The 18,896-nt window shown below is 64.3% G+C and carries 19 protein-coding genes and 1 tRNA gene; 7 read left to right on the top strand and 13 right to left on the bottom strand.

Annotated features, from left to right (window positions below; all coding sequences use genetic code 11):
* Positions 1-2,408 (bottom strand): PD-(D/E)XK nuclease family protein (locus C464_RS09950; RefSeq protein WP_006113563.1); only part of this gene is annotated, 2,408 nt, incomplete at its 3' end.
* 90 nt (positions 2,409-2,498) lie between these two features.
* The gene (locus tag C464_RS09945; protein WP_006113562.1) at positions 2,499-3,689 is read right to left on the bottom strand and encodes an amidohydrolase family protein; all 1,191 of its coding nucleotides are present in this window, start codon (positions 3,687-3,689) and stop codon (positions 2,499-2,501) included.
* Positions 3,690-4,134: 445 nt separating this feature from the next.
* On the opposite strand from C464_RS09945, the gene C464_RS19245 reads away from it, so the two are divergent.
* Positions 4,135-4,275 carry a hypothetical protein gene (locus tag C464_RS19245; RefSeq protein ID WP_167539339.1) on the top strand — a complete coding sequence of 47 codons (141 nt, stop codon included), beginning with the start codon at positions 4,135-4,137 and terminating at the stop codon, positions 4,273-4,275.
* Between the two features lie 426 nt (positions 4,276-4,701).
* On the opposite strand, the gene C464_RS09940 is transcribed toward C464_RS19245, so the two are convergent.
* Together C464_RS09940 and C464_RS19985 are read right to left on the bottom strand one after the other, a co-directional pair.
* On the bottom strand, positions 4,702-5,745 hold the full coding sequence (locus tag C464_RS09940; protein WP_006113560.1) for a tyrosine-type recombinase/integrase: 1,044 nt from the start codon (positions 5,743-5,745) through the stop codon (positions 4,702-4,704).
* Positions 5,742-6,002 (bottom strand): hypothetical protein, encoded by a 261-nt coding sequence (locus C464_RS19985; RefSeq protein WP_049911039.1) that lies wholly within the window; start codon positions 6,000-6,002, stop codon positions 5,742-5,744. The genes C464_RS09940 and C464_RS19985 overlap by 4 nt, the downstream gene beginning before the upstream one ends.
* Positions 6,003-6,415: 413 nt before the next feature.
* Between C464_RS19985 and C464_RS17475 the strand changes: the two genes are divergently transcribed.
* Both C464_RS17475 and C464_RS18515 read left to right on the top strand, forming a co-directional pair.
* A complete protein-coding gene (locus tag C464_RS17475) occupies positions 6,416-6,664 on the top strand; it encodes a helix-turn-helix domain-containing protein (RefSeq protein ID WP_152420922.1) in 249 nt (82 codons plus the stop codon).
* Between the two features lie 564 nt (positions 6,665-7,228).
* Complete coding sequence (locus C464_RS18515; RefSeq protein WP_152420921.1) at positions 7,229-7,600, top strand: hypothetical protein; 372 nt, start codon at positions 7,229-7,231, stop codon at positions 7,598-7,600.
* A 264-nt stretch (positions 7,601-7,864) separates the two neighbouring features.
* On the opposite strand, the gene C464_RS09930 is transcribed toward C464_RS18515, so the two are convergent.
* A complete protein-coding gene (locus C464_RS09930) occupies positions 7,865-8,074 on the bottom strand; it encodes a hypothetical protein (protein ID WP_006113557.1) in 210 nt (69 codons plus the stop codon).
* A gap of 224 nt (positions 8,075-8,298) precedes the next feature.
* On the opposite strand from C464_RS09930, the gene C464_RS17470 reads away from it, so the two are divergent.
* A complete protein-coding gene (locus tag C464_RS17470; protein WP_080510425.1) occupies positions 8,299-8,763 on the top strand; it encodes a GNAT family N-acetyltransferase in 465 nt (154 codons plus the stop codon).
* 567 nt (positions 8,764-9,330) lie between these two features.
* On the opposite strand, the gene C464_RS09925 is transcribed toward C464_RS17470, so the two are convergent.
* The 6 genes from C464_RS09925 to C464_RS09905 form a co-directional block, all read right to left on the bottom strand.
* The gene (locus C464_RS09925; protein ID WP_006113556.1) at positions 9,331-10,944 is read right to left on the bottom strand and encodes a DUF7845 domain-containing protein; all 1,614 of its coding nucleotides are present in this window, start codon (positions 10,942-10,944) and stop codon (positions 9,331-9,333) included.
* The gene (locus C464_RS09920) at positions 10,941-11,303 is read right to left on the bottom strand and encodes a hypothetical protein (RefSeq protein ID WP_006113555.1); all 363 of its coding nucleotides are present in this window, start codon (positions 11,301-11,303) and stop codon (positions 10,941-10,943) included. The genes C464_RS09925 and C464_RS09920 overlap by 4 nt, the downstream gene beginning before the upstream one ends.
* Positions 11,300-11,776: a hypothetical protein gene (locus tag C464_RS09915; RefSeq protein ID WP_006113554.1), complete on the bottom strand. Its 477-nt coding sequence runs from the start codon at positions 11,774-11,776 to the stop codon at positions 11,300-11,302. Before C464_RS09915 ends, C464_RS09920 begins: the two co-directional genes overlap by 4 nt.
* A complete protein-coding gene (locus tag C464_RS09910; protein WP_006113553.1) occupies positions 11,773-12,078 on the bottom strand; it encodes a hypothetical protein in 306 nt (101 codons plus the stop codon). The genes C464_RS09915 and C464_RS09910 overlap by 4 nt, the downstream gene beginning before the upstream one ends.
* A gap of 112 nt (positions 12,079-12,190) precedes the next feature.
* Positions 12,191-12,433 carry a DUF7563 family protein gene (locus tag C464_RS20060; protein ID WP_006113552.1) on the bottom strand — a complete coding sequence of 81 codons (243 nt, stop codon included), beginning with the start codon at positions 12,431-12,433 and terminating at the stop codon, positions 12,191-12,193.
* Between the two features lie 180 nt (positions 12,434-12,613).
* Positions 12,614-12,688: transfer RNA gene (locus C464_RS09905), tRNA-Arg, on the bottom strand.
* Positions 12,689-13,021: 333 nt separating this feature from the next.
* Here C464_RS09905 and C464_RS09900 point away from each other — a divergent pair.
* Both C464_RS09900 and C464_RS09895 read left to right on the top strand, forming a co-directional pair.
* Complete coding sequence (locus C464_RS09900) at positions 13,022-13,621, top strand: RAD55 family ATPase (protein WP_006113551.1); 600 nt, start codon at positions 13,022-13,024, stop codon at positions 13,619-13,621.
* Positions 13,622-13,698: 77 nt separating this feature from the next.
* Positions 13,699-14,121: a CoA-binding protein gene (locus tag C464_RS09895; RefSeq protein ID WP_006113550.1), complete on the top strand. Its 423-nt coding sequence runs from the start codon at positions 13,699-13,701 to the stop codon at positions 14,119-14,121.
* 27 nt (positions 14,122-14,148) lie between these two features.
* On the opposite strand, the gene C464_RS09890 is transcribed toward C464_RS09895, so the two are convergent.
* Positions 14,149-15,129, bottom strand: coding sequence for a PLP-dependent cysteine synthase family protein (locus C464_RS09890; RefSeq protein WP_006113549.1), 981 nt, complete (start codon positions 15,127-15,129; stop codon positions 14,149-14,151).
* A 156-nt stretch (positions 15,130-15,285) separates the two neighbouring features.
* Here C464_RS09890 and thrS point away from each other — a divergent pair, with 156 nt between their 5' ends.
* Complete coding sequence (gene thrS, locus C464_RS09885) at positions 15,286-17,262, top strand: threonine--tRNA ligase (RefSeq protein WP_006113548.1); 1,977 nt, start codon at positions 15,286-15,288, stop codon at positions 17,260-17,262.
* 45 nt (positions 17,263-17,307) lie between these two features.
* Here thrS and C464_RS09880 read toward each other — a convergent pair whose 3' ends face one another.
* The gene (locus C464_RS09880) at positions 17,308-18,828 is read right to left on the bottom strand and encodes a PAS domain-containing sensor histidine kinase (protein WP_006113547.1); all 1,521 of its coding nucleotides are present in this window, start codon (positions 18,826-18,828) and stop codon (positions 17,308-17,310) included.
* Positions 18,829-18,896 lie beyond the last annotated feature (68 nt).

Below are 18,896 nucleotides of genomic sequence, written 5' to 3'. Positions count from 1 at the left end.
AGAGATGTGTATAAGAGACAGCGGATCGCCTGATCAGCGCCCTTCTCGGCGTCGACGTCCGGAGACGTGCGGGCGTCGACCGCGGCGGTGAACCGCTCGGCGAACGCGGAGGCGCGCAGCTCCCCTTTATCGGTCGTCTCGGGGAACGACAGCGGCGTCACGACGTCCTCGTACGCCGCGTAGCCGAGGTCGTCGAACGTCTCCCGACAGTCGGTGTAGCCGTCCAAGAGCCGCTCGTAGGCCTCGCGCGAGCCGACGTACTCGTCGAACGCGACCGGGTGGTAGGTGACCGTCGTGAGCGCGTCGTCGATGTCGGCGTCGCCGGCGATCACGTCGTCCATCGGTTCGAGGAAGTGGAAGAACGTGAACTCGAGCCGCTCGTCCGGCCGGACAGTCCGGTAGTAGGTCAGGTACAGCGCCGCCTGGAAGTTCGGCGCGTCCGCGGGCGGGTCGACCGCCGCGCCCCCGACGACCTGCGACGCCCGCTTTTTCGAGCCGCTCTTGTAGTCGAGCAGCGCGGTCGGCGAGCGCACGAGATCGATCTTCCCCTTGACGCCGAGGGCCTCGTCCTCGAACCAGCGCTCGGTGAGGGGGGAGTCGACCGGCTCGTCGAAGTGCTCGGCGAAGAAGTTGGTCCCCCACCCGGAGGTCGCCGTGAGAAAGTCGTCCGACGCCGGCTCGTTCTCGGCTAAGTACTTCGCGATCAGCTCCAAGCCGATCCGGTACGTCCGGCGGCGGAGGGTCGCGTCCGCGGGCGCGACGAACCCCTCGGTCTCGGCGAGCATGGCGTCGACGAGGTCCTCGGTCGGGGCCTCCGAGACGAGGTCGGGGTGGCTCACGGCGAACTCCGCGAAGTCGTGGAAGAGGTTCCCCTCGACGAACCGCTCCCGATCCGGTTGATCGAGGAGCCGCCCGAAGAGGTAGTCGCGCGGGCTGTTGAGGTAGCCGTTGAGCGCGGACTGGCTGACCGTGTCGACCGATTGGGACTCAACGTCGAGGGGACTCCGGTCGAACCCGGTCCCCGCCGAGCGCGGTCGCCGGCGGTGCGCGACGGATTCGAGGTCGCTGAACCGTTCGTACTCGTCGTCGAGGAGCTCACTGAAGTACAGACAGGGCGTGACCGGCTCCCCGCCGGCCGCGTCGCGGACGAGGTAGTACTGCCGGTCGCCGCTCTGGAGCAGCCGCTGGAAGCGCCCGACGTACCGGTCGAACTGGGCCTCGGTGTCGACCCACGGGCGCTTGGGGGCCGAGTGCGTCCACGCCTCGTCCATGCCGAGGTGGAAGACGACGGGGCGGTCGACGTACGCGGAGGACTTCGCGTCGGCGAGGAGGACGCCCTCGTTCTCCCTGTCGACCGGCACCTCGTACGTCTGGAGGTAGTACGCCAGCCGGTCGACCGCCTCGCTCGTCACGGGCTCGTCGGCGAGCCCCAACCGCCGGAGCTCCTCGTCGAAGCGCGGCAGTTCGACGCCGGCCTCGGTCGCGTACGCGTCGAGCCCCTCCGCGAACGTGCGCTCCTCGATCCCGGCGCGAAACCGTCGCAGCCACTCCAGCTCCGGTCGGTCGACAGCGTCCAACCGCCGCTCCCGGTCGGCGAGCGGCGCGTCGACGCCCAGCCGCGTGAGCACCGGCGCGGCGTCGCCGACGGTCGTCTCCGCCCCGCGGAACCCGAGCCGGAGGAGCCGGACGAACGCCCGGTGGTGCGGGTCGTCGGCGAACCCGGGACCGCCGTAGAAGGGGACGCCGGCCGCCTCGAACGCGGACTCGACGAGCGAGGAGTACCGGCTCCCGCGGTCGAGGACGACGGCGACGTGCTCGGCGTTCTCCGCCGTAACCGCGTCGAGCAGCGCGCCGACGATGTCCGTGGCCGACTCGAACACGTGGAACGGGGGATGGTCGAACGCCTCGTCGGTGAACGGGTCGACGCGGTCGCACGTCTCCGGGAGGACGCTGCGCTCCAGCGCGGTCAGCTGGTCGGCACCGACGACGGCCACCGACCGCCCGCCGTCGACGGCGTACTCCGTGAGCCGTTTCGACGTCGTCCGCAGCGACCGCATGACCTCGACGACGTCGCGGGTCGCGTCGTCGACGTAGGCGTCGTAGTCGAGGACCGCGTCGAGGCGACCGCGGTGCTCCCAGCACTGGAGCACGTTCCCGACGGCGTGCGCGACCGCCTTCCAGTCGCGGTCCGTCCGCTCGACCGCTTCGAGGAAGGCGAGCCGGTCTTCGGCCCGTTCGCGTCGGCCCGCCGCGAGGCGGCGCGGGGTGGTCGCGAACGTCCCGAAGTGGGGGCGGTCGAGGCGGCGGTTGATCGCGCTCGCGAGCGGGGCGTCGGGAGTCACGACCAGGTCGTAGTCGCGGAGTTCCGCGTAGAGTGAGTCGACGGGTTTCGCGCGGCGGATGGGCACGACTACGCGAGAGACGGACGGGCGACTAAAAGATAGCGGGGCGGGCGCTCGGTCGGCCCGGGGCACCGGCCGTCGTCGCCGGCGTGCCGGCTACCAGTCGTACTCGTCGCGGGGGTCGACCGCGTCGCGCTCGCGGTCGAACACGTGTTCGCCGTCGACGAACACGTGTCGCGTCCGGCTGTCGTTCTCGTAGAAGACCCCGTCCCAGACCGCCACGTCGGCGTCCGTGCCGACCTCCAGCGTGCCGACGCTGTCGTCGATGCCGAGGATCTCGGCCGGGTAGCGCGTCACCGCCTCCAGCGCCTCGTCCGCGGGGAAGCCCTCGCGGACCGCGAGCCCGACGCAGACGTCGAGGTGCTGTTGCGGGAGCACGGGCGCGTCCGTCTGGATCGCGACTTTCACGCCCGCCTCGCGGAGGATCGCCGGCGTCTCGAAGGTGATGTTCCGGAGCTCGTACTTCGCGCCCGAGTACAGCGAGGGGCCGACGATCGCGGGCACGTCCCGCTCCGCGAACTCCTCAGCGATCAGGTGACCCTCGGTCGCGTGTTCGATCGAGAGCGACTCGATCCCGAACTCCTCGGCGATCCGAAAGACGGTCATGATGTCGTCGGTGCGGTGCGCGTGGACGCGGAGCGGGAGCCCCTCGGTGAGGACGCGCGCGAGGTTCTCCATGCCGAGGTCGCGCTCGAACGGCTCGCCCTCGTCGCGGGCGTGCTCGCGTCGGTCGACGTAGTCTTCGGCCTCCATCAGCGCCGACCGGAGGGTGGCCGCGACGCCGGGACGCGTCGAGGGCTGGCGGCCCTGCTCCTCGCCGTGGAAGCGCTTCGGGTTCTCCCCCATCGCGGCCTTCATGCCGTCTTCGCGGATCAGCATGTCGTCGGCGGTGCGCCCGTGGGTCTTCATCGAGCAGATGATCCCGCCGATCACGTTGCCGGACCCCATCCGCGCCGAGACGGCGGTGACGCCGTTCTGGAACGCGTGTTTCAGCTCCTCGTCGCGCGGGTGGAACCCGTCGAGCGCGCTGACGTGCGGCGTGACCGCCGAGGTCCCCTCGTTGATGTCGCCGTCCTCCGGCTCGCCCCACTCGGCCATGCCGGCGTGGCTGTGCGCGTCGACGAGCCCCGGCGTGACGTGGTGGCCCGAGACGTCGAGCACTGTCGCCTCTTCGGGCGGCTCGCCCTCGTCGAGGGAGACGATCTCGCCGTCGTCGATGACGACGGTCGCGTCGATCGTTCCCCGCTCCGTTGCCGTGTGGACGGTCCCGCCGACGAGCGCGTACATGGGATCGAATTCACCGGGACGGTACTAAACGGTTCAGGAGGCGGTTCGTCCGGCCGGAAGTCGGCGGGTAGACGCCGCTACGAGGGAAATAGCGTGTGCTCCGAAAGAAGGTAATTTCGGATGAGCGCTGTAGGACCCGGTTCGACTGTCGAACGAACCGACTTTTGAGGCGTAAGACGGCTGAATTCGCGCGTCTCAGAATCGGCGTTTCTGACACTTAATAAATATGTCTGCGCTCCGCTTACAAGATACACAGCGCGAGTGTAGTACGAACCGAGGCCGACTTTCGTGAGAGAGTGATCGGTCAGTACAGACTGCCGGACAAACACACTGGGCCCATTCCAAGGCAACCGCATGGCTTGTTAAATAATTTCTCTGAAATATGGAGCACTCGATAAGGCATGTATCCATGAGGATTTATCAAGACAGATTGTTAGACAGTCTTATGAGAATTTCAGATGCGCTTGAAGGAGAGATGAGTATGAAACAAATGGGGATCATTATGATTCTCTACATGGCGGGTACGGCGGCTTTCGGGGTGCTGGCTGTTATCGTGATACACGGTCTCGGATGGCAGTGGCTATAGAGAATCGTTGTAAGGCACCGACGGATAATTATTAAATCGAAATACGAATACGGGATCTGCGCTACCCCTATTGAATCCATGACAGTCACTAGTCGGGGGCGTTCTATCAGTTGATTCAGGTTCGGATACAGAATATAACGGGGTCGCGGTGCTGGCTACGTACTGTATTCAGCACGCGGATCCTGACAGAGCCCGAGAGTCTTATTCCAATCGGTGATCGATTTTCCGAATTGCCACCAGCTTGGACGGACGCGAATTCCCGCGGACACCGTTCGCCGGGTCATCCATCGAACGAAAGCAAAAATCAGACTCGTTCGACCGTCGATCGCTACGCTATCTGGCGATTATCGAGCGTCAAATTATGGGCGCTGCAGGACTTGAGTCCCTTAGTTATCTCTCTGTAATCGTCTTGAATTTGTGTGACACTCATTGTTGTATAATCTGCCAGCGGCGATCTGCTTTCTCGCGCTCCGAAGCGCGGTCGTAGTGCTTGTCGAGAACGTCCTCGCTCGCGTTGAGCTGGTCCGAAACGACGCCCCGAGGGACGCCGTCGTTCCGGTACTTCGTCACCCGCGCCTTGCGGGCGTCGTGCGGTGAGCGAGCGGACGGACACCCGCTCACGTGCCGAAACGTCGCGAACTTACACGACTCCGGATCCTCGTCGTGCGGACACTCCTTGCCGATGAAACACGGCCGAGTCCACCGGTAGAACGCCTTCCGGATGGTTCCGGCCGCGATCCGCCCCGCGTCGGTGGTCACGAGTGGGTTCCGACCGTGATCATCGACGGTGTCCGTCCGCGGACCGTCGATGTAATCCTCTAGAATCTGCGCCACTCGACGGCTGACGCGGTTCACGCGTTCGCTCGCGGTGTCGTTCTTGAGCGGGGTACCCGTCTCCGGGCGGTGAACGAACTCGATTGAGGGGTTGTTTCCCTCTAGTTCGAGATCGCCCATGTCGAGAGCGCGGACGGCACCGAGGCGAGCGCCGGTGTGCCAGATCAACGACCACACGACGTGGTCGCGACTCGCGTACTCGTACCGCGAGAGGTACTCGACGATGTCGGCCGCACGCTCCGGACGGAGGTACGAGTCGCTCACCTCGTCCTCGCGGGTGAGCTTCACGAGCGGCACCTTTTCGAATAGGTCCGACGGGACCGCTTCGATCTCCCCGCAGAACTTGAGGAACGACCGCAACGTCGAGAGGTTCGAGTGAAGCGTCTTTTTCGCGAGTTCGTCGACCTTGCTGTTGCTGTACCCTCCCTCGCGACGCCAGATCCGGTATTCGTAGAGGTCGCGACCGGAGAGTTCGTTCAGATTGTCGATCGCACCTTCTTCGCGACACCACTCGACAAAGGGTCGAAGTTCGCTTTGGTGGGTTGTTCGAGTCCACTCAGCGCGATCCTCTTTCATTCGGTCGAGGTGCATCTCGACGGCGCGCTCGGGCGGGATCGGTTCCAAGTCGTCGCTCACGCGAACCCCTCCTTACCGTCGAGATCGCGGTCGTAGGGGCCGACTGGCGTCATGAGTCGCACCCGATCGCGGGTCAGCTCGGCACCGGTCTTCCGATCGCGGAGGGTCTGAAACACGCCGTCGTAGTCGTCGCTCGCGGCGCAGTTGCGACACCAGAAATGGTGATTCGTCGGTTCCCACGAACGATGACCGCGGGGACACACGAACCGCCACCTATCCTGCCGGTTTTCAATCCGCACAACTTCTTTCGGAGGCATCGATTCCGACCGACGGACGGTGGTTAAAAAGAGAAGATCCTGACGCGCGCAGTGAAACTGAAAGTGGTCGTGTCCGGTGATTGTGTTGCGGTTCCTCGGTCGATCGGGGATTTCAAACCCCGGTGCGTAGTGGTCGAGCATGGCTTTCGTGCTTACTCACGGAAGCTCACGCGGACCCGCTGTCCCTAGCAGCGGGGTCCGCAATCCTTTCAGAGTGGACCCATCGAGAGGCGACGGGTCCGCGAGAGTGCTTCCGTTACAAACCATTCTGTAGGTTGGTGATATAAATCTTACCTACAGTATAGTTTGTCAAACCCGCAGATTGGTTTGTAAGTTATCCGCATGAAAATAATAAAGCATACTGATAATCCTATTAGCCTCATAGGCTAATGCGTCCCCCACTTGCTTCATGGATGACACCCGTCGATCGGGATATTCTCGAAAGATTAGAGAACGGGGACGAAGATGAACTCGTACTTAGCCCAGCACTGATCGCTGTTAATACCGATTGGGGGCACCAAACAATTCGAGAGCATGTGTCAATTCTGCGTGAGCATGGACTGATTGAATACCATAATAAGGAGCGTGGGATCTACCGCCTTTCTGAACTTGGTCGTGAGTATCTCACAGGCGATCTTCACGCTGATGACTTAGAAGAGTGATCTGTTGGACACAGGTACTCTTTTTAATCAAATAGATAATCCGCTCTACTGATCGTGTCCCTGAATTTTTTTGGCTGGATCGACCGGTGTTAAAGTCAAAGCCTGTTCCTGTATCCTGCTCCAGACTTTTGGGTGTATCTTTGAGATATGATTATTCAATCCCTGTTTAGTACCGAAGTTGTTCTTACACACCAGACACTGGTACTTCTCATTAGACTTTGCCAGTGACTCCCCGTGCGATAACTTATGATGGATCTTCATCGCTTTTTCCGTGTCGAAGTCGGTTCGACCGCATGTCGGACAATGCCTCTGTTCGTAATCGGTGAGCTTGCGTTGACTCATAGCAAGAATAGGCGGACTCACGGTTGTCATCCGTCTAGCGGATGATCTGAACCGGATGAACAGAAAGTGAGTGCCGCTACCGCGGGGAGAAACAGTCCAGTATAAAATAGTTCAGTATGGTGTGTGTAGACGGGCTCATTAGCCTCTAAGAGTAGGTTATAGAAATATAGCCAACCTAGTCAGGAGACTTTTGTATACAAAATATATACTTTTCATGTCGCGATGGCTCCCTCTCAAAAGCAACTGGAAATAGAAACACATGATTTCGGTATAGCTTCCCAGATAAGGGTCGGATTGGAGTCAATCGATCACCAATGGGTGATCGAGATTGATTCGTTTGAAAAGGTAGATAAACGGACAACTATTCTCAAACTAATCTATAGAAATTTTGATTTTCATTTGAGCGTTATCGACCGGGCCCCAAAGGCTGTTCCATTAGATGTCGCTGTAGAGGGGAAGCCGGCCCTTGTTGGATTTTTGTACAGTTTTGGTGGGATGAATAAGTCAGAAATTGCTCAACGAGTCAGCATTGACCCACAAACTGTAGAACAATATCTCACAGATATTAAGCACGGTAGACGCATTCTCCAATAATCTTGAGGCTGGTTCGACGGCCCATTTATATTCTATCGTATGTACCGGGGTCGCGATCCCGTAGTTCTGGAGTGACTGAACCGCTCTGTGTTAAAGTAACACCGCCAGATCGACCACGATCACTGCGGCCGCCACCCGCAACTCGGCCGAGTTCTATGTACCTCGCGCACCGATCGCGCCGAGTGAAGTACATAGATCGCGGATGGTGAATACATCTACGTCGGACCCCACGGAGTCGTGTCGAGAACCTACCTCCGGCAGGTTTCACGCTCTCCCAACGAGTTCGTTCAACGATTGTACCTCCCCGCCTTCTGGGAACCGAACGAGATACGATCCCTCGCCAACGCGCTGAACGTGCGCCTCGGCTTCTTTGATCGACCCGTCCTCGGCGACAAGCCCGTCGAGCTTGAGATGCTGCTTGTCGATTGTCACGGTTCCACTCCCGTCGCGGTCAACGAGACTTTTGAAGCCCATCGACCCTCGCAGGTACGGTGGTTTATTTAAAGATATCTCTGGGTGACACTCGAAGACCTAAGCGTGGTATCAGCGAGGAGACTTCAGTCTACGTTAGTGGCTCTGTTGAAATCCCTAGGAGATAGTACATTCTGACTGGCTGTGGCCAGTACAAGGCGAATCTCTCGCAGTCAAGTCTTATTCCAACTTTCCCATTTATATACAGAGACTAAGTAAGAGCAAACATGGGACCACCGGGGCCAATCAACGTCCAGATGGATGATCCGTTCGTCGATGATAGCAAATTCCGTTTGAAAGCGAGAGAGCAAAACGCTCCTGGACTGGTCGGGTGGTTGAACGCTAATACTAGTGGCGCGGACTTTGTAAAAAATCCGCCGTATATCGATGTCGATCTGTGGGCTGTGATGGATGATAAAGATAAAATTGCGGCAGGTGTCGCAATCGAGTCGGTAGATGACCCTGATTCGATAACTGAGTTACATCGAATTGCAGTCGCAGAAGATTACCGCAGTCAAGGCCTTGGATCAACGCTTGTCGAACAGATAGCAGAAACGTATGGCAGTATCGGTGCTGATTGTCCGATAGAATCAGAAGCGAATGGGTGGTATTATCACACTGGGTGGGACTATCGTGGCGTCAATCGTGCGTCCGACCCGAATTTAGTGCGGTGGCACTACACATCTGATTAACATCGTCCTTCAGCGACGGGCTGTTTCAGACGACACCGTGTCTAAAGAATAGGATTCCAACAGAGCCGAATTAGCGAATGAGATGGCCGAAGTGCCGAGATCGCCTGAATGAATCAAACACGTGAATAGACAGACTGCGATACGATTCGGCAATTCATTCACCTACCTGCCCGGCGCATACCTCTGTTTATACGCGTGTGATCTCGGTGTCGAGCCTGAATCCGTGGGGACCACGTAGCTGGGATTCGGTTGAGATTTGTTCGTCGGTGCCGGTCGGCGCAGTGGCCAACCGCAACCCAAACGAAAAATTTTCTAGCGCGCCAGAGGCGCGCGGCCGACCTCGCGAAAGTAGAGGTGGTACCTTAGCCGTGTGGCCTTAGCCACACCCCTAACCGTCGACCGACCCCCGGGTGTCGGATCGACTCGTTCGGTCGGCGGTCGACGATGAGATCGCGCTTGTGTTGCGGTCGCGATCGACGCCGCTCGACAAGCCAACCCTGTCTAAAGTCAGCGAAAACAGCCGCAAAAAGGAGGTCAGGGTAGTGTTGCCACTCACGAGGGGCCGCGCTACCGGAGCGTCTGCCCCTTCCCCCACGCGCTCCGAACCGGGCGAATCTTCGGACCTGACGCGTCCCGGTAGTGAGACACCGCCTCTTTCAGTCGCTCTGGATCGCGACCCGCACCAACCCAGTACCGCTTGAGTCGCGTCACCAACTCCGACCAAGACTCGCCAGCGAGGTTCCCCATTCGAACCCGGAGGTGCGCCTCGCGCTCGTCGATGTGGATCCCGTTCGACTGGCAGAACGCGATCAGTTCGTCCGTCCGCTCGTCGAGCGACTCGCGCTCCGCGTTCTGGACCGCGTTCGCCGCGGTACCTATCGCGTTCCGGACGCCCTCACGCGCCGCGTCAAGCGCCTCGACGACCTGCTCGGCGACGTGGTGCGACCGCAGCGCTACCGAGCCCTGCTCGCGAACAACCATGTCTTCGATCCGTCGGAGCCCCCGCCGGACGCTGTCCGGGTGCCAGTCGTGTTCGTCTGCGATTTCCGCCGGCGACACGTCGCCACCGTCCGTGACGAGCGTCTTCAGCGAGTCCCACTCAATCGGCGAGAGTCCATCTGCGAGCTGACGCACGACGACGTTCCGCTGGTCGCTTTCGACGCGTTCGAGGTTGAGCGGGAGTACCCGCGACCGGTCGACGGTCTCCGCCTCGAAGTACGCGTCTTCGACGAACGTACGACCGCCACCCGGGCCGTCGTCAAGTGGTTGCGTGGGAAGTCCTGACTCGTTCAACGTCGCGAGGATCGCCTCTTCAAGCTCGTCAGTAATCTCCGCGTGATCGACCGGCCGAAGCGTCTCGTCCCACCGACTCGACTGATACGACGCTTCGACCTTCGGGTGCGCGAGCGGGTGATCGTCCGGCAGCGACTCCGCGTTTCGCGCGTAGTAGTGCTTGAACTCTTTCGGAACCCGGTGGTCCGGAAACGCCTCACGGACCCGCTTCGGCCCGAGTGTCACCGTGTGGTAGTACCCCGCCCGCTCGGTGTCGTCCTGTACGAGCTTTCGATATCCCGATCGGTCGCTTTCGAGCAGGTGGCCCATCCGCGCGAGCGGGCCCTCTCGGGAGTGGATCGCACCGGACACGTCGCAGTCGAGCCGAACGTACCGCGCCGCGTCGATCACCACACTGTACTCCTCGCGACGGTTCGTGAAGTACATCGGATCGAGCGTCACCGCTCCCGCCGCCCGGTGGATCACCGTCTCGATCTCGTCGAATTCGACGTTCGACGCGTTCACGCGAACGTTCACCGCGTCGCCGAGATCCCACAGCGGCCGGGCGACCGATTTCCCCTCGGTGGATTTGAGCCCGCGCCACCGCGGCTGGATGAGCGCCTTCACCTTCCGCTCGCCGACCTCGTCGTCGGCGACCGCGTTCAGCCGGAACTCCCGGAGCGTGTCGAAGTCGACGCGTGTCCCGTCAGGCGTCTCGCCGCCGTCCGGCGGGGCGAGCCCAGACTCCTGATAGGAGAGCGTTACGCGCCACTTCTCGCCGTCGAGCGTAAAGCTCCCGCGACGGCTTCCGGTCGCGTCAACGAGCCGCGCGGCGCCGAACCACGCCCCGAGCCCGGAATACACGTAGTTCGCCATGTACTCGTGCGGGGCCGTCTCGACCGCCTTCATCGCGAGTTGACCTCACGACGCGGAACCACGATCGACCGCTTCGAGCCGTCGACGAACACCGCACCGAGCCGGACCCATGGCGCCCGGTCGGACCCGTCAGTCGGATCGTCGACGTCGACGATCGCGGCTTCGGGCGCGATCGCGAGGACGTACCGGCACGCCTCGCAGGTGTAGCCGCGGGCGTTGATCGCGTCGCCGTCGACGCGGATCGGGTTCTGGTTCGCGAGCCGGAGCGTCGCGATCGCCGGTGCCCCGAGCGTCTCGGTCACTTCATCCTGACACCGCGGACACGCGGCGTACTTCCGCTCCGCTTCCCACCGGGCCGCGGGGCGCCGGAGTCCGTAGGCTGCGGTACTCACGGCTCCACCTCGCTCGGGTGGAAGATCCGCGACCACGCGACCTGCGAACACTCGGGCCGATCGTCTCCGCCGGAGCGCCACGCGGTGATCGCGTCGTCGACGACGGTCGCGGGCACGATCTTCATCGCGACCGGCTCGCGACCGGGCTGCGGCTCGCACACCGCGAAGAGGTAGCTCCCGCCGGCCTCGCGGAGCCGCTCGTGCTGCTCGCGTCGGAGGTAGAACCGACCCCGGCGACCGCTCGCGAGCCGCGGGATCGCACTCTTGATCTCGACGAACGAGCCGGCTTCGAGCAGGCAGATCCCGACGAACGGGAGCGCCCGCGACGGCACGATGAGCGTCTCGGCGCGAGCGTCGACGTGTTCGGTCTCGGTGTCGGGAACGTACGCGAGCCCGTCGACCGATTCGAGGACCGCCGCCTCGGCGTTCTCGCCCGCTCGCTTCGATGAGACGGGACCACTCGCGCGGCTCACGCGAACACCACCACGAGGTTCACCGCGGCGACCGCGGCGCCGATCGTCGCGACCCCGAGCCCGATCCACTCGGGCGCCTCCAGAGCATCGGCCGCGACCGGCCACGCACCGCAACACAAGCCGACGACCGCGAGCATCGCGACCGCCGCGGGTAACTCGCCGAGCGCGAGCAACTCGCGAACGATCGGGTTCGCTTCGGCGTCGGGACCGACCGCTCGGGCCGCGAGGATCGTCGTCGCCGCGTCGAGAACGCCGTGCGACGTGAAGCTAGCGGCGACCTCGCCGCTCCGGTCGCGGTTCACGCGGACCGCCCCCGTTCAGCGTCGCGCTGCCAGCGGAGCCGGGCAGCGTCGCGGACGTGCGGCCGCGGTCCCTGTGCCGGGTCGTAAAGCCGGCTCGCGCGGACGAACGGGCTCATCCCGACAGCCCCCCGTCCCACGGTTCACCCGCGTTGCGGGCAGGGCTCGTCCGCGGGTCCGGCGTGTCGACATCTTTCCCGGCCGCACTCCCTTCGCAGATCCGCACCCACGAGTCGCACTCGGGACAGCGGTGAGCGCGATCATCGTCATCACCGTGAACCCGTCCGAAACGCGGCGGGAGGTGCGACCCGCACTCCAAGCAGACCCCGGATCCGTCCGGTTCACCTCCGAGGTCCATCATCCGCGAATCACCCCAGCGTTAGTGGGGTCGATCGCACGACGCGAAGGGGTCGCGATCGGTGACGTATTCAACCCGATTTCGGGACCGGGTTCGGGAGAGACCGCTTCTGCCGATTCCGTAGCGTAGCGAGTCGCTACGAGAGAATCGGCATTAGTCGTGAAACGGTCGGTGAGTAAGTGGGCGCTGCAGGATTTGAACCCACGGCAACTTGGTCCGAAGCCAAGCACTCTGTCCAAACTGAGCTAAGCGCCCTCAATTCTCCATATTTCCGAGACGGTGTTAAGTCCCGCGATCCGAGACCGCCGTCGCGCGGTCCGTGGGTCTCTCGACTGCCGCCGGCGGCCGATCGATTCGGCGACGTGATACGTCGGTGCGCTCGGTCGCCGTGCGGTGCGAATTCCGCGGGAGACGCAGCCCCTGAGCGGGCCAGTCACCGGGCGGCGATGTGATCGACGCCTCACAAAGGCCGATCAAAAAGAATATTATTCGGAGCGGGCATGTTTCGGTAGTAGATGTGTCCTGGTCGTACGGCCTCGCGGCCGAACGTGAGGCTCGCGCCGCCGACGTCGCCCCCGAGGTGCGTCCATGTATGAGCTGACGCCGCATTTCGACGCCGAGGTCGAGCCCGGGACCAACATCCTGTTGACCGGCCCCCCGCTGAGCGGGAAGCGGTCGATCATGATGGACGTCCTCGCTGCGGGGACCGACCGCGACGAGGGGGCCATCGTCGTCACCACCAAGGACGGTGCCGATCGGGTGCTCCGCGACTACGAGAAGCGGACGCCCTACGAGGGCAAACCGGTCGCGGTCGTCGACTGCGTCACCCAACAGCAGGGCGGCGACACCCGCGAGTCCGACCGGATCAAGTACGCCTCGTCGCCGGTGGACATGACCGGCATCGGGATCAAGCTCTCGGAGTTCCTCCAAGCGTTCGGCGACCGCGGTATCAAGCGGAACCGCGTGATGGTCCACTCGCTGTCGACGCTGCTGATGTACTCGGACCTCCAGACGGTGTTCCGCTTCCTTCACGTGTTCACGGGGCGCGTCCAGAGCGTCGACGGGCTGGGACTGTTCAGCATCGACTCGACGGCCCACGACGATCAGGCGATGAACACGCTCAAACAGCTGTTCGACGGCATCGTCACCGTCCCCGAGGACGGCGATCCCGATATCCGGCTCCCCTGATCGGGAGACGGCGACCGCTCTTCTCTCCGCGACGACCGGGGGATCCGTTTAATCGCGTGGCGATCGAACTGACAGCCATGCCCATCACTGACGACGCCGGACTCGACCGCCTGCTCGACGCGGAGACGATCGCCGTCGTCGGCTGCTCGACGACGCCCGGGAAAGCCGCGCACGACGTGCCCGGCTATCTCCAGCGACAGGGGTACCGCGTGGTCCCCGTGAACCCGTTCGCCGACGAGGTGCTCGGCGAACCGGCGTACGACGCGGTCGGCGACGTCGAAGCGGAGATCGACCTCGTCGACGTGTTCCGGCCGAGCGAGGAGGTCCCGGAGATCGTCGACGCCGTCCGCGAGCGTCACGCGGCGCGCGGCGACGCCGGCGCGGTGTGGCTCCAGCTCGGGATCAGCCACGACGAGGCGGCCGCCGCCGCCGAAGCCGACGGGATCGAGATAGTTCAGGACCGCTGTCTCAAAGTCGAACACGGCCGGTTGCGCGGATAGGGGTCCGCGGCAGGCGACGGTTTCGAACTATCCCTCCCACTCCTCGAAGGACCGGTAGACGCCCTTCGAGAGGTATCGCTCGGAGGAGTCGCAGAACACGGTGACGACCGCGTCGTGCGGGGCGTCGATCTCGCCGTCGCGGATGTCGCGGGCGACCCGCTTCGCCGCGAGCGAGTTGGCGGCCGCCGACGAGGCGACGAGCTGGCCCTCCTCGGCCGCGAGCCGACCCATCTCCGCGTGGACGTCGCGGTCGTCTATCGCCTGGATCTCGTCGACGAGGGTCGGGTCGAACAGGTCGTTGCGCTCGGTGTCGTGGGTGCCGATCCCCTCGGTCTTGTACGCCTCGTGTTCGACGTCCTCGCCGAGGAACTCGCGGTACGCGGACCCGGCGGGCTCGACCGCGACGACGTGCGTGTCCGGGTCGGCCTCGCGGAAGTAGCGGGCCGTTCCCATCAGCGTCCCGGCGGTGCCGCAGCCGGCGACGACCGCGCCGACCTCGCCGTCGAGGGCCTCGTCGATCTCCGGCGCGGTCGTCTCGTAGTGCGCCTCCGCGTTGAGGGGGTTCGAGAACTGCTGCGGGACGACAGCGTCGTCGAGCTCGTCGGCGATCTCGTGGGCGCGGTCGATCGCGAGCCCCATCCCGTCCTCGCTCGGCGTGTTCACGACCTCGGCGTCGAGCGCGCGCATCAGCTGCTGTTTCTCCACCGAGAAGCGCTCGGGGACGACGAAGATCGCGTTCAGTCCCAGCTGCTTGGCCGCGACCGCGAGCCCGATCCCGGTGTTGCCGGCGGTCGGCTCGATCACGGTGCCGCCCTCCGCGACGTCGCCGCGCTCCAGCATGCGTTCGAGCATGTACTTCCCGATGCGGTCCTTGATGCTCGCGCCGGGGTTGAACGACTCCAGCTTGGCGTACACCGGCACCGCGTCCGGCGCGTCGTGGACCTCGACGAGCGGCGTCTCACCGATCGTCTCCAACACCGACGACAGGGGCTCCCGATGATCGGTCATAGGCCGGCAAACGTTGCCGCGGGATTTGTGTGTTGCCATCGGTCCCCGCCGATCCGGGGCTCCGGGGCGACGGCGCGATTTGCCGCGAGCGGGGCGGCGAGCGTCGCCGGCCGACCGGTCGACCGTGTGACTCCGCGCCGCGGATCGAACACACTTATGCCGGTCGTCCGGCTCCGACACTGTATGAGCGAGACCGATGCGGAGGCCGAGGTGACGGTCGTCCTGCCGGACGGATCAGCGCTGGCGGTTCCGGCGGGGTCGACAGTCAAGGACGTCGCCTTCGAGATCGGCCCCGGGCTCGGTCGCGACACCGTCGCGGGGAAGATCGACGGCGAACTCGTCGAGAAGCACGCCGAGGTCCACGACGGCGCGCGGATCGAGATCGTCACCGACCAGTCCGACGAGTACCTCACGGTGTTGCGCCACTCCGCGGCCCACGTGTTCGCGCAGGCGCTCCAGCGGGTCCACCCGGAGGCGACGCTGACGATCGGCCCCCCGACCGACGACGGCTTCTACTACGACGTGACCGACGTCGACGTCGACGAGGACGACCTGGCCGCCATCGAGGCCGAGATGGACGAGATAATCGCCGCCGACTACGACATCGAGCGCGAGGTCCGCTCGCGCGAGGCGGCGAGAGAGACCTTCGCCGACAACGAGTACAAGCGGCAGATACTCGACGAGGAGGCCGACGGCGAGGAGGTCACCTTCTACGTCCAAGACGACTGGGAGGACCTCTGTCAGGGGCCGCACGTCGAGTCGACCGGCGAGATTGGCGCGGCGACGCTGCTCGAGGTGTCGGCCGCCTACTGGCGCGGCGACGAGGAGAACGACACGCTGACGCGCGTGTACGGCACCGCCTTCGCGAGCGAGTCCGACCTCGAGGAGTACCTCGAACTGCGCGAGCAGGCCCAGGAGCGCGACCACCGGAAGATCGGCCAGGAGATGAACCTCTTCTCGATCCCGACGGTGACCGGACCCGGCCTGCCGCTGTACCACCCGCCGGGGAAGACGGTGTTACGCGAGCTGTCCGACTTCGCGAACGAGCTCAACCGCGACAACGGATACGAGGAGGTCGAGACGCCGCACGTGTTCCGGACGGAGCTGTGGAAGCAGTCGGGCCACTACGAGAACTACAAGGACGACATGTTCCTCCTCGACGTCAACGACGAGGAGTACGGCCTGAAGCCGATGAACTGTCCGGGCCACGCGACCATCTTCGACCAGCAGAACTGGTCGTACCGCGACCTCCCCCAGCGCTACTTCGAGAACGGGAAGGTGTACCGGAAAGAGCAGCGCGGCGAGCTGTCGGGCCTCTCGCGCGTCTGGTCGTTCACCATCGACGACGGCCACCTGTTCGTCCGCCCGGACCAGATCCGCCAGGAGATCGAGTCGGTGATCGAGATGATCTTCGAGGTCGTCGAGACGCTCGACCTGGAGGTCGAGGTCGCGTTGGCGACCCGCCCCGACAAGTCCGTCGGCGGCGACGAGATCTGGGAGTCCGCCGAGGAGCAGCTTCGCGACGTGCTCGAATCGGGCGGCTACGACTACGACGTGGAGCCGGGCGACGGGGCGTTCTACGGCCCGAAGATCGACTTCGGCTTCGAGGACGCGCTCGGTCGCGTCTGGGACGGCCCGACCGTCCAGCTCGACTTCAACATGCCCGACCGGTTCGACCTGACCTACACGGGCGAGGACAACGAGGAGCACCAGCCGGTGATGATCCACCGGGCGCTGTACGGCAGCTACGAGCGCTTCTTCATGGTGCTCATCGAGCACTTCGACGGCAACTTCCCGCTGTGGCTCGCGCCCGAGCAGGTCCGGATCCTCCCCGTCTCCGACGAGACGCTCGGCTACGCCCACCGCGTGAAGAACGAACTGGCGGACGCGGGCTTCCGCGTCGAGGTCGAGGACCGCGACTGGACCGTCGGTCGCAAGATCCGCGCGGGCCACGACGACCGACTCCCGTACATGGTCATCGTCGGCGACGACGAGCAGGAGGCGGGCACCGTCTCGGTCCGCGACCGCTTCGAGAACCAGCGCGGCGACGTCGACCTCGACGAGTTCGTCGACCACCTCGCGGAAGAGCGCGAGGAGAAGCGCACGGAGCCGGACTTCGTCGACGAGGAGTGACGACCGGCTCGGGACGCCGAGACCCCCCGCGTCGCTCGCGGCGACTCAGGCCTGTTCGACGCCGGTGACCTCGAAGCGAGCGCCGCCCGCTTCGGACTCGACGACGCGGATCGCCCAGCCGTGCGCGTCGGCGATCTCGCTCACGATGTTCAGGCCGAACCCCGTCCCGTCGGCGGTCGTCGTGTAGCCGGTCTCGAACACCCGGTCGCGTTCGTCCTCGGGGATTCCCGGCCCGTCGTCTGCCACGTAGAAGCCGTCTCCGTCCGGGAGCGCTCCCACGGTGAGGGCCGCGTCCGAGCCCCCGTGCTCGACGCCGTTGCGGAACAGGTTCTCGAAGAGCTGTCTGAGCCGCGCCTCGTCCGCCAAGATCTCGAACTCGTCGGCCGCCGTTCGGAGCGTTCCGCGCTGCGTATCGGTCGTCTCCCACGCGTCGGTCGCGACCGCGACGAGGTCGACCGGGCACGGGTCGTCGACGGCGTCTCCCTCGCGCGCGAGCGTCAGCAGGTCGTCGACGAGCGTCTCCATCCGCGAGAGCGACCGCTCGACCGGCTCGATGTGCTCGCTGTCGCAGTCGTCGGCCAGGAGGTCCAGCCGGCCCCGCGCGGTCGTGAGGGGATTCCGGAGGTCGTGGCTCACGACGCTCGCGAACTCGTCGAGCCGGTTCCGCTCGCGTTCGAGCCGCTCGGCGGCGCGCTGTCGCTCCAGCTCGTAGCTCACCCACCGCGTGAGCAGCTCGACGAACGTCCGTTGCGTGTCGGTGAACGGCTCGCCGCGGGGCGTCGTCGCGGCGAAACAGAGCGTGCCGTACTGCTCCCCTTCGACCTCCACCTGCCCGCCGATGTAGGTTTCGAGGCCGAACGTCTCGTACGCCTCGTCGCCCTCCCACCCCTCGTCGGACGCGTCGACGACGGTCAACAGCGCGTCGCGTTCGATCGTGCGCTTACAGTAGGCCTCGTCGAGGGGACAGGTCTCCCCGACCTGGAGGAGGGGGTGGTCGGCGTGGGACACTTCGACGCGCTGTCGACCGTCGTCGATCCGCGTGAGGAAGCCGTTCGGCACGTCGAGGTACTCGCAGCCGAGCGTGAGGATGGCGTCGACCTTCTCCTCGAACGTGCGATCGTGGTCCGACGAGACCGCGTACAGCCGCTGGATCGCGCGGAGGCTCTCCCGCTGTCGCCGCTCCAGTTCGCGCCGCTCGGACACGTCGCGGAGGTACACGGACAGCCCGTCGTCGTCGGGGAACGCGCGCACGTCGAACCACGTGCCCAGCGGCTCGTAGTACGAGTCGAACGAGACTGGCTCTTGGGTCGCCATGGCGCGGTGGTACTCGTCGTGGAACTGCGTCTCGGCCGAGCCGGGGATCGCGTCCCACAGGTGGCGTCCCTCGACGGAGCCGTCCGCGCCGACCACCTCGTCGCTCATCGCGGACCGGAGGATCCGCCGGCCGGCGTCGTTGGCGTACGTGACGGTCCAGTCCGCGTCGAGGGCGAAGAACCCGTCCGCCATCCGGTCGAGGACCGTCTGAAGGTCCCGTTCCGAGTTCGAGCCACGCGGGGGGCCGGACATGCGCACGTGTACTCGTCGGGGCCGCTTAGTTGCCGGGGATCGACGCTCGAACGGCCCCGGTCTCACTC

This window comes from Halorubrum coriense DSM 10284, from assembly GCF_000337035.1.
Classification (GTDB): domain Archaea; phylum Halobacteriota; class Halobacteria; order Halobacteriales; family Haloferacaceae; genus Halorubrum; species Halorubrum coriense.
This window is presented reverse-complemented; position numbering and strand designations above follow the sequence as displayed.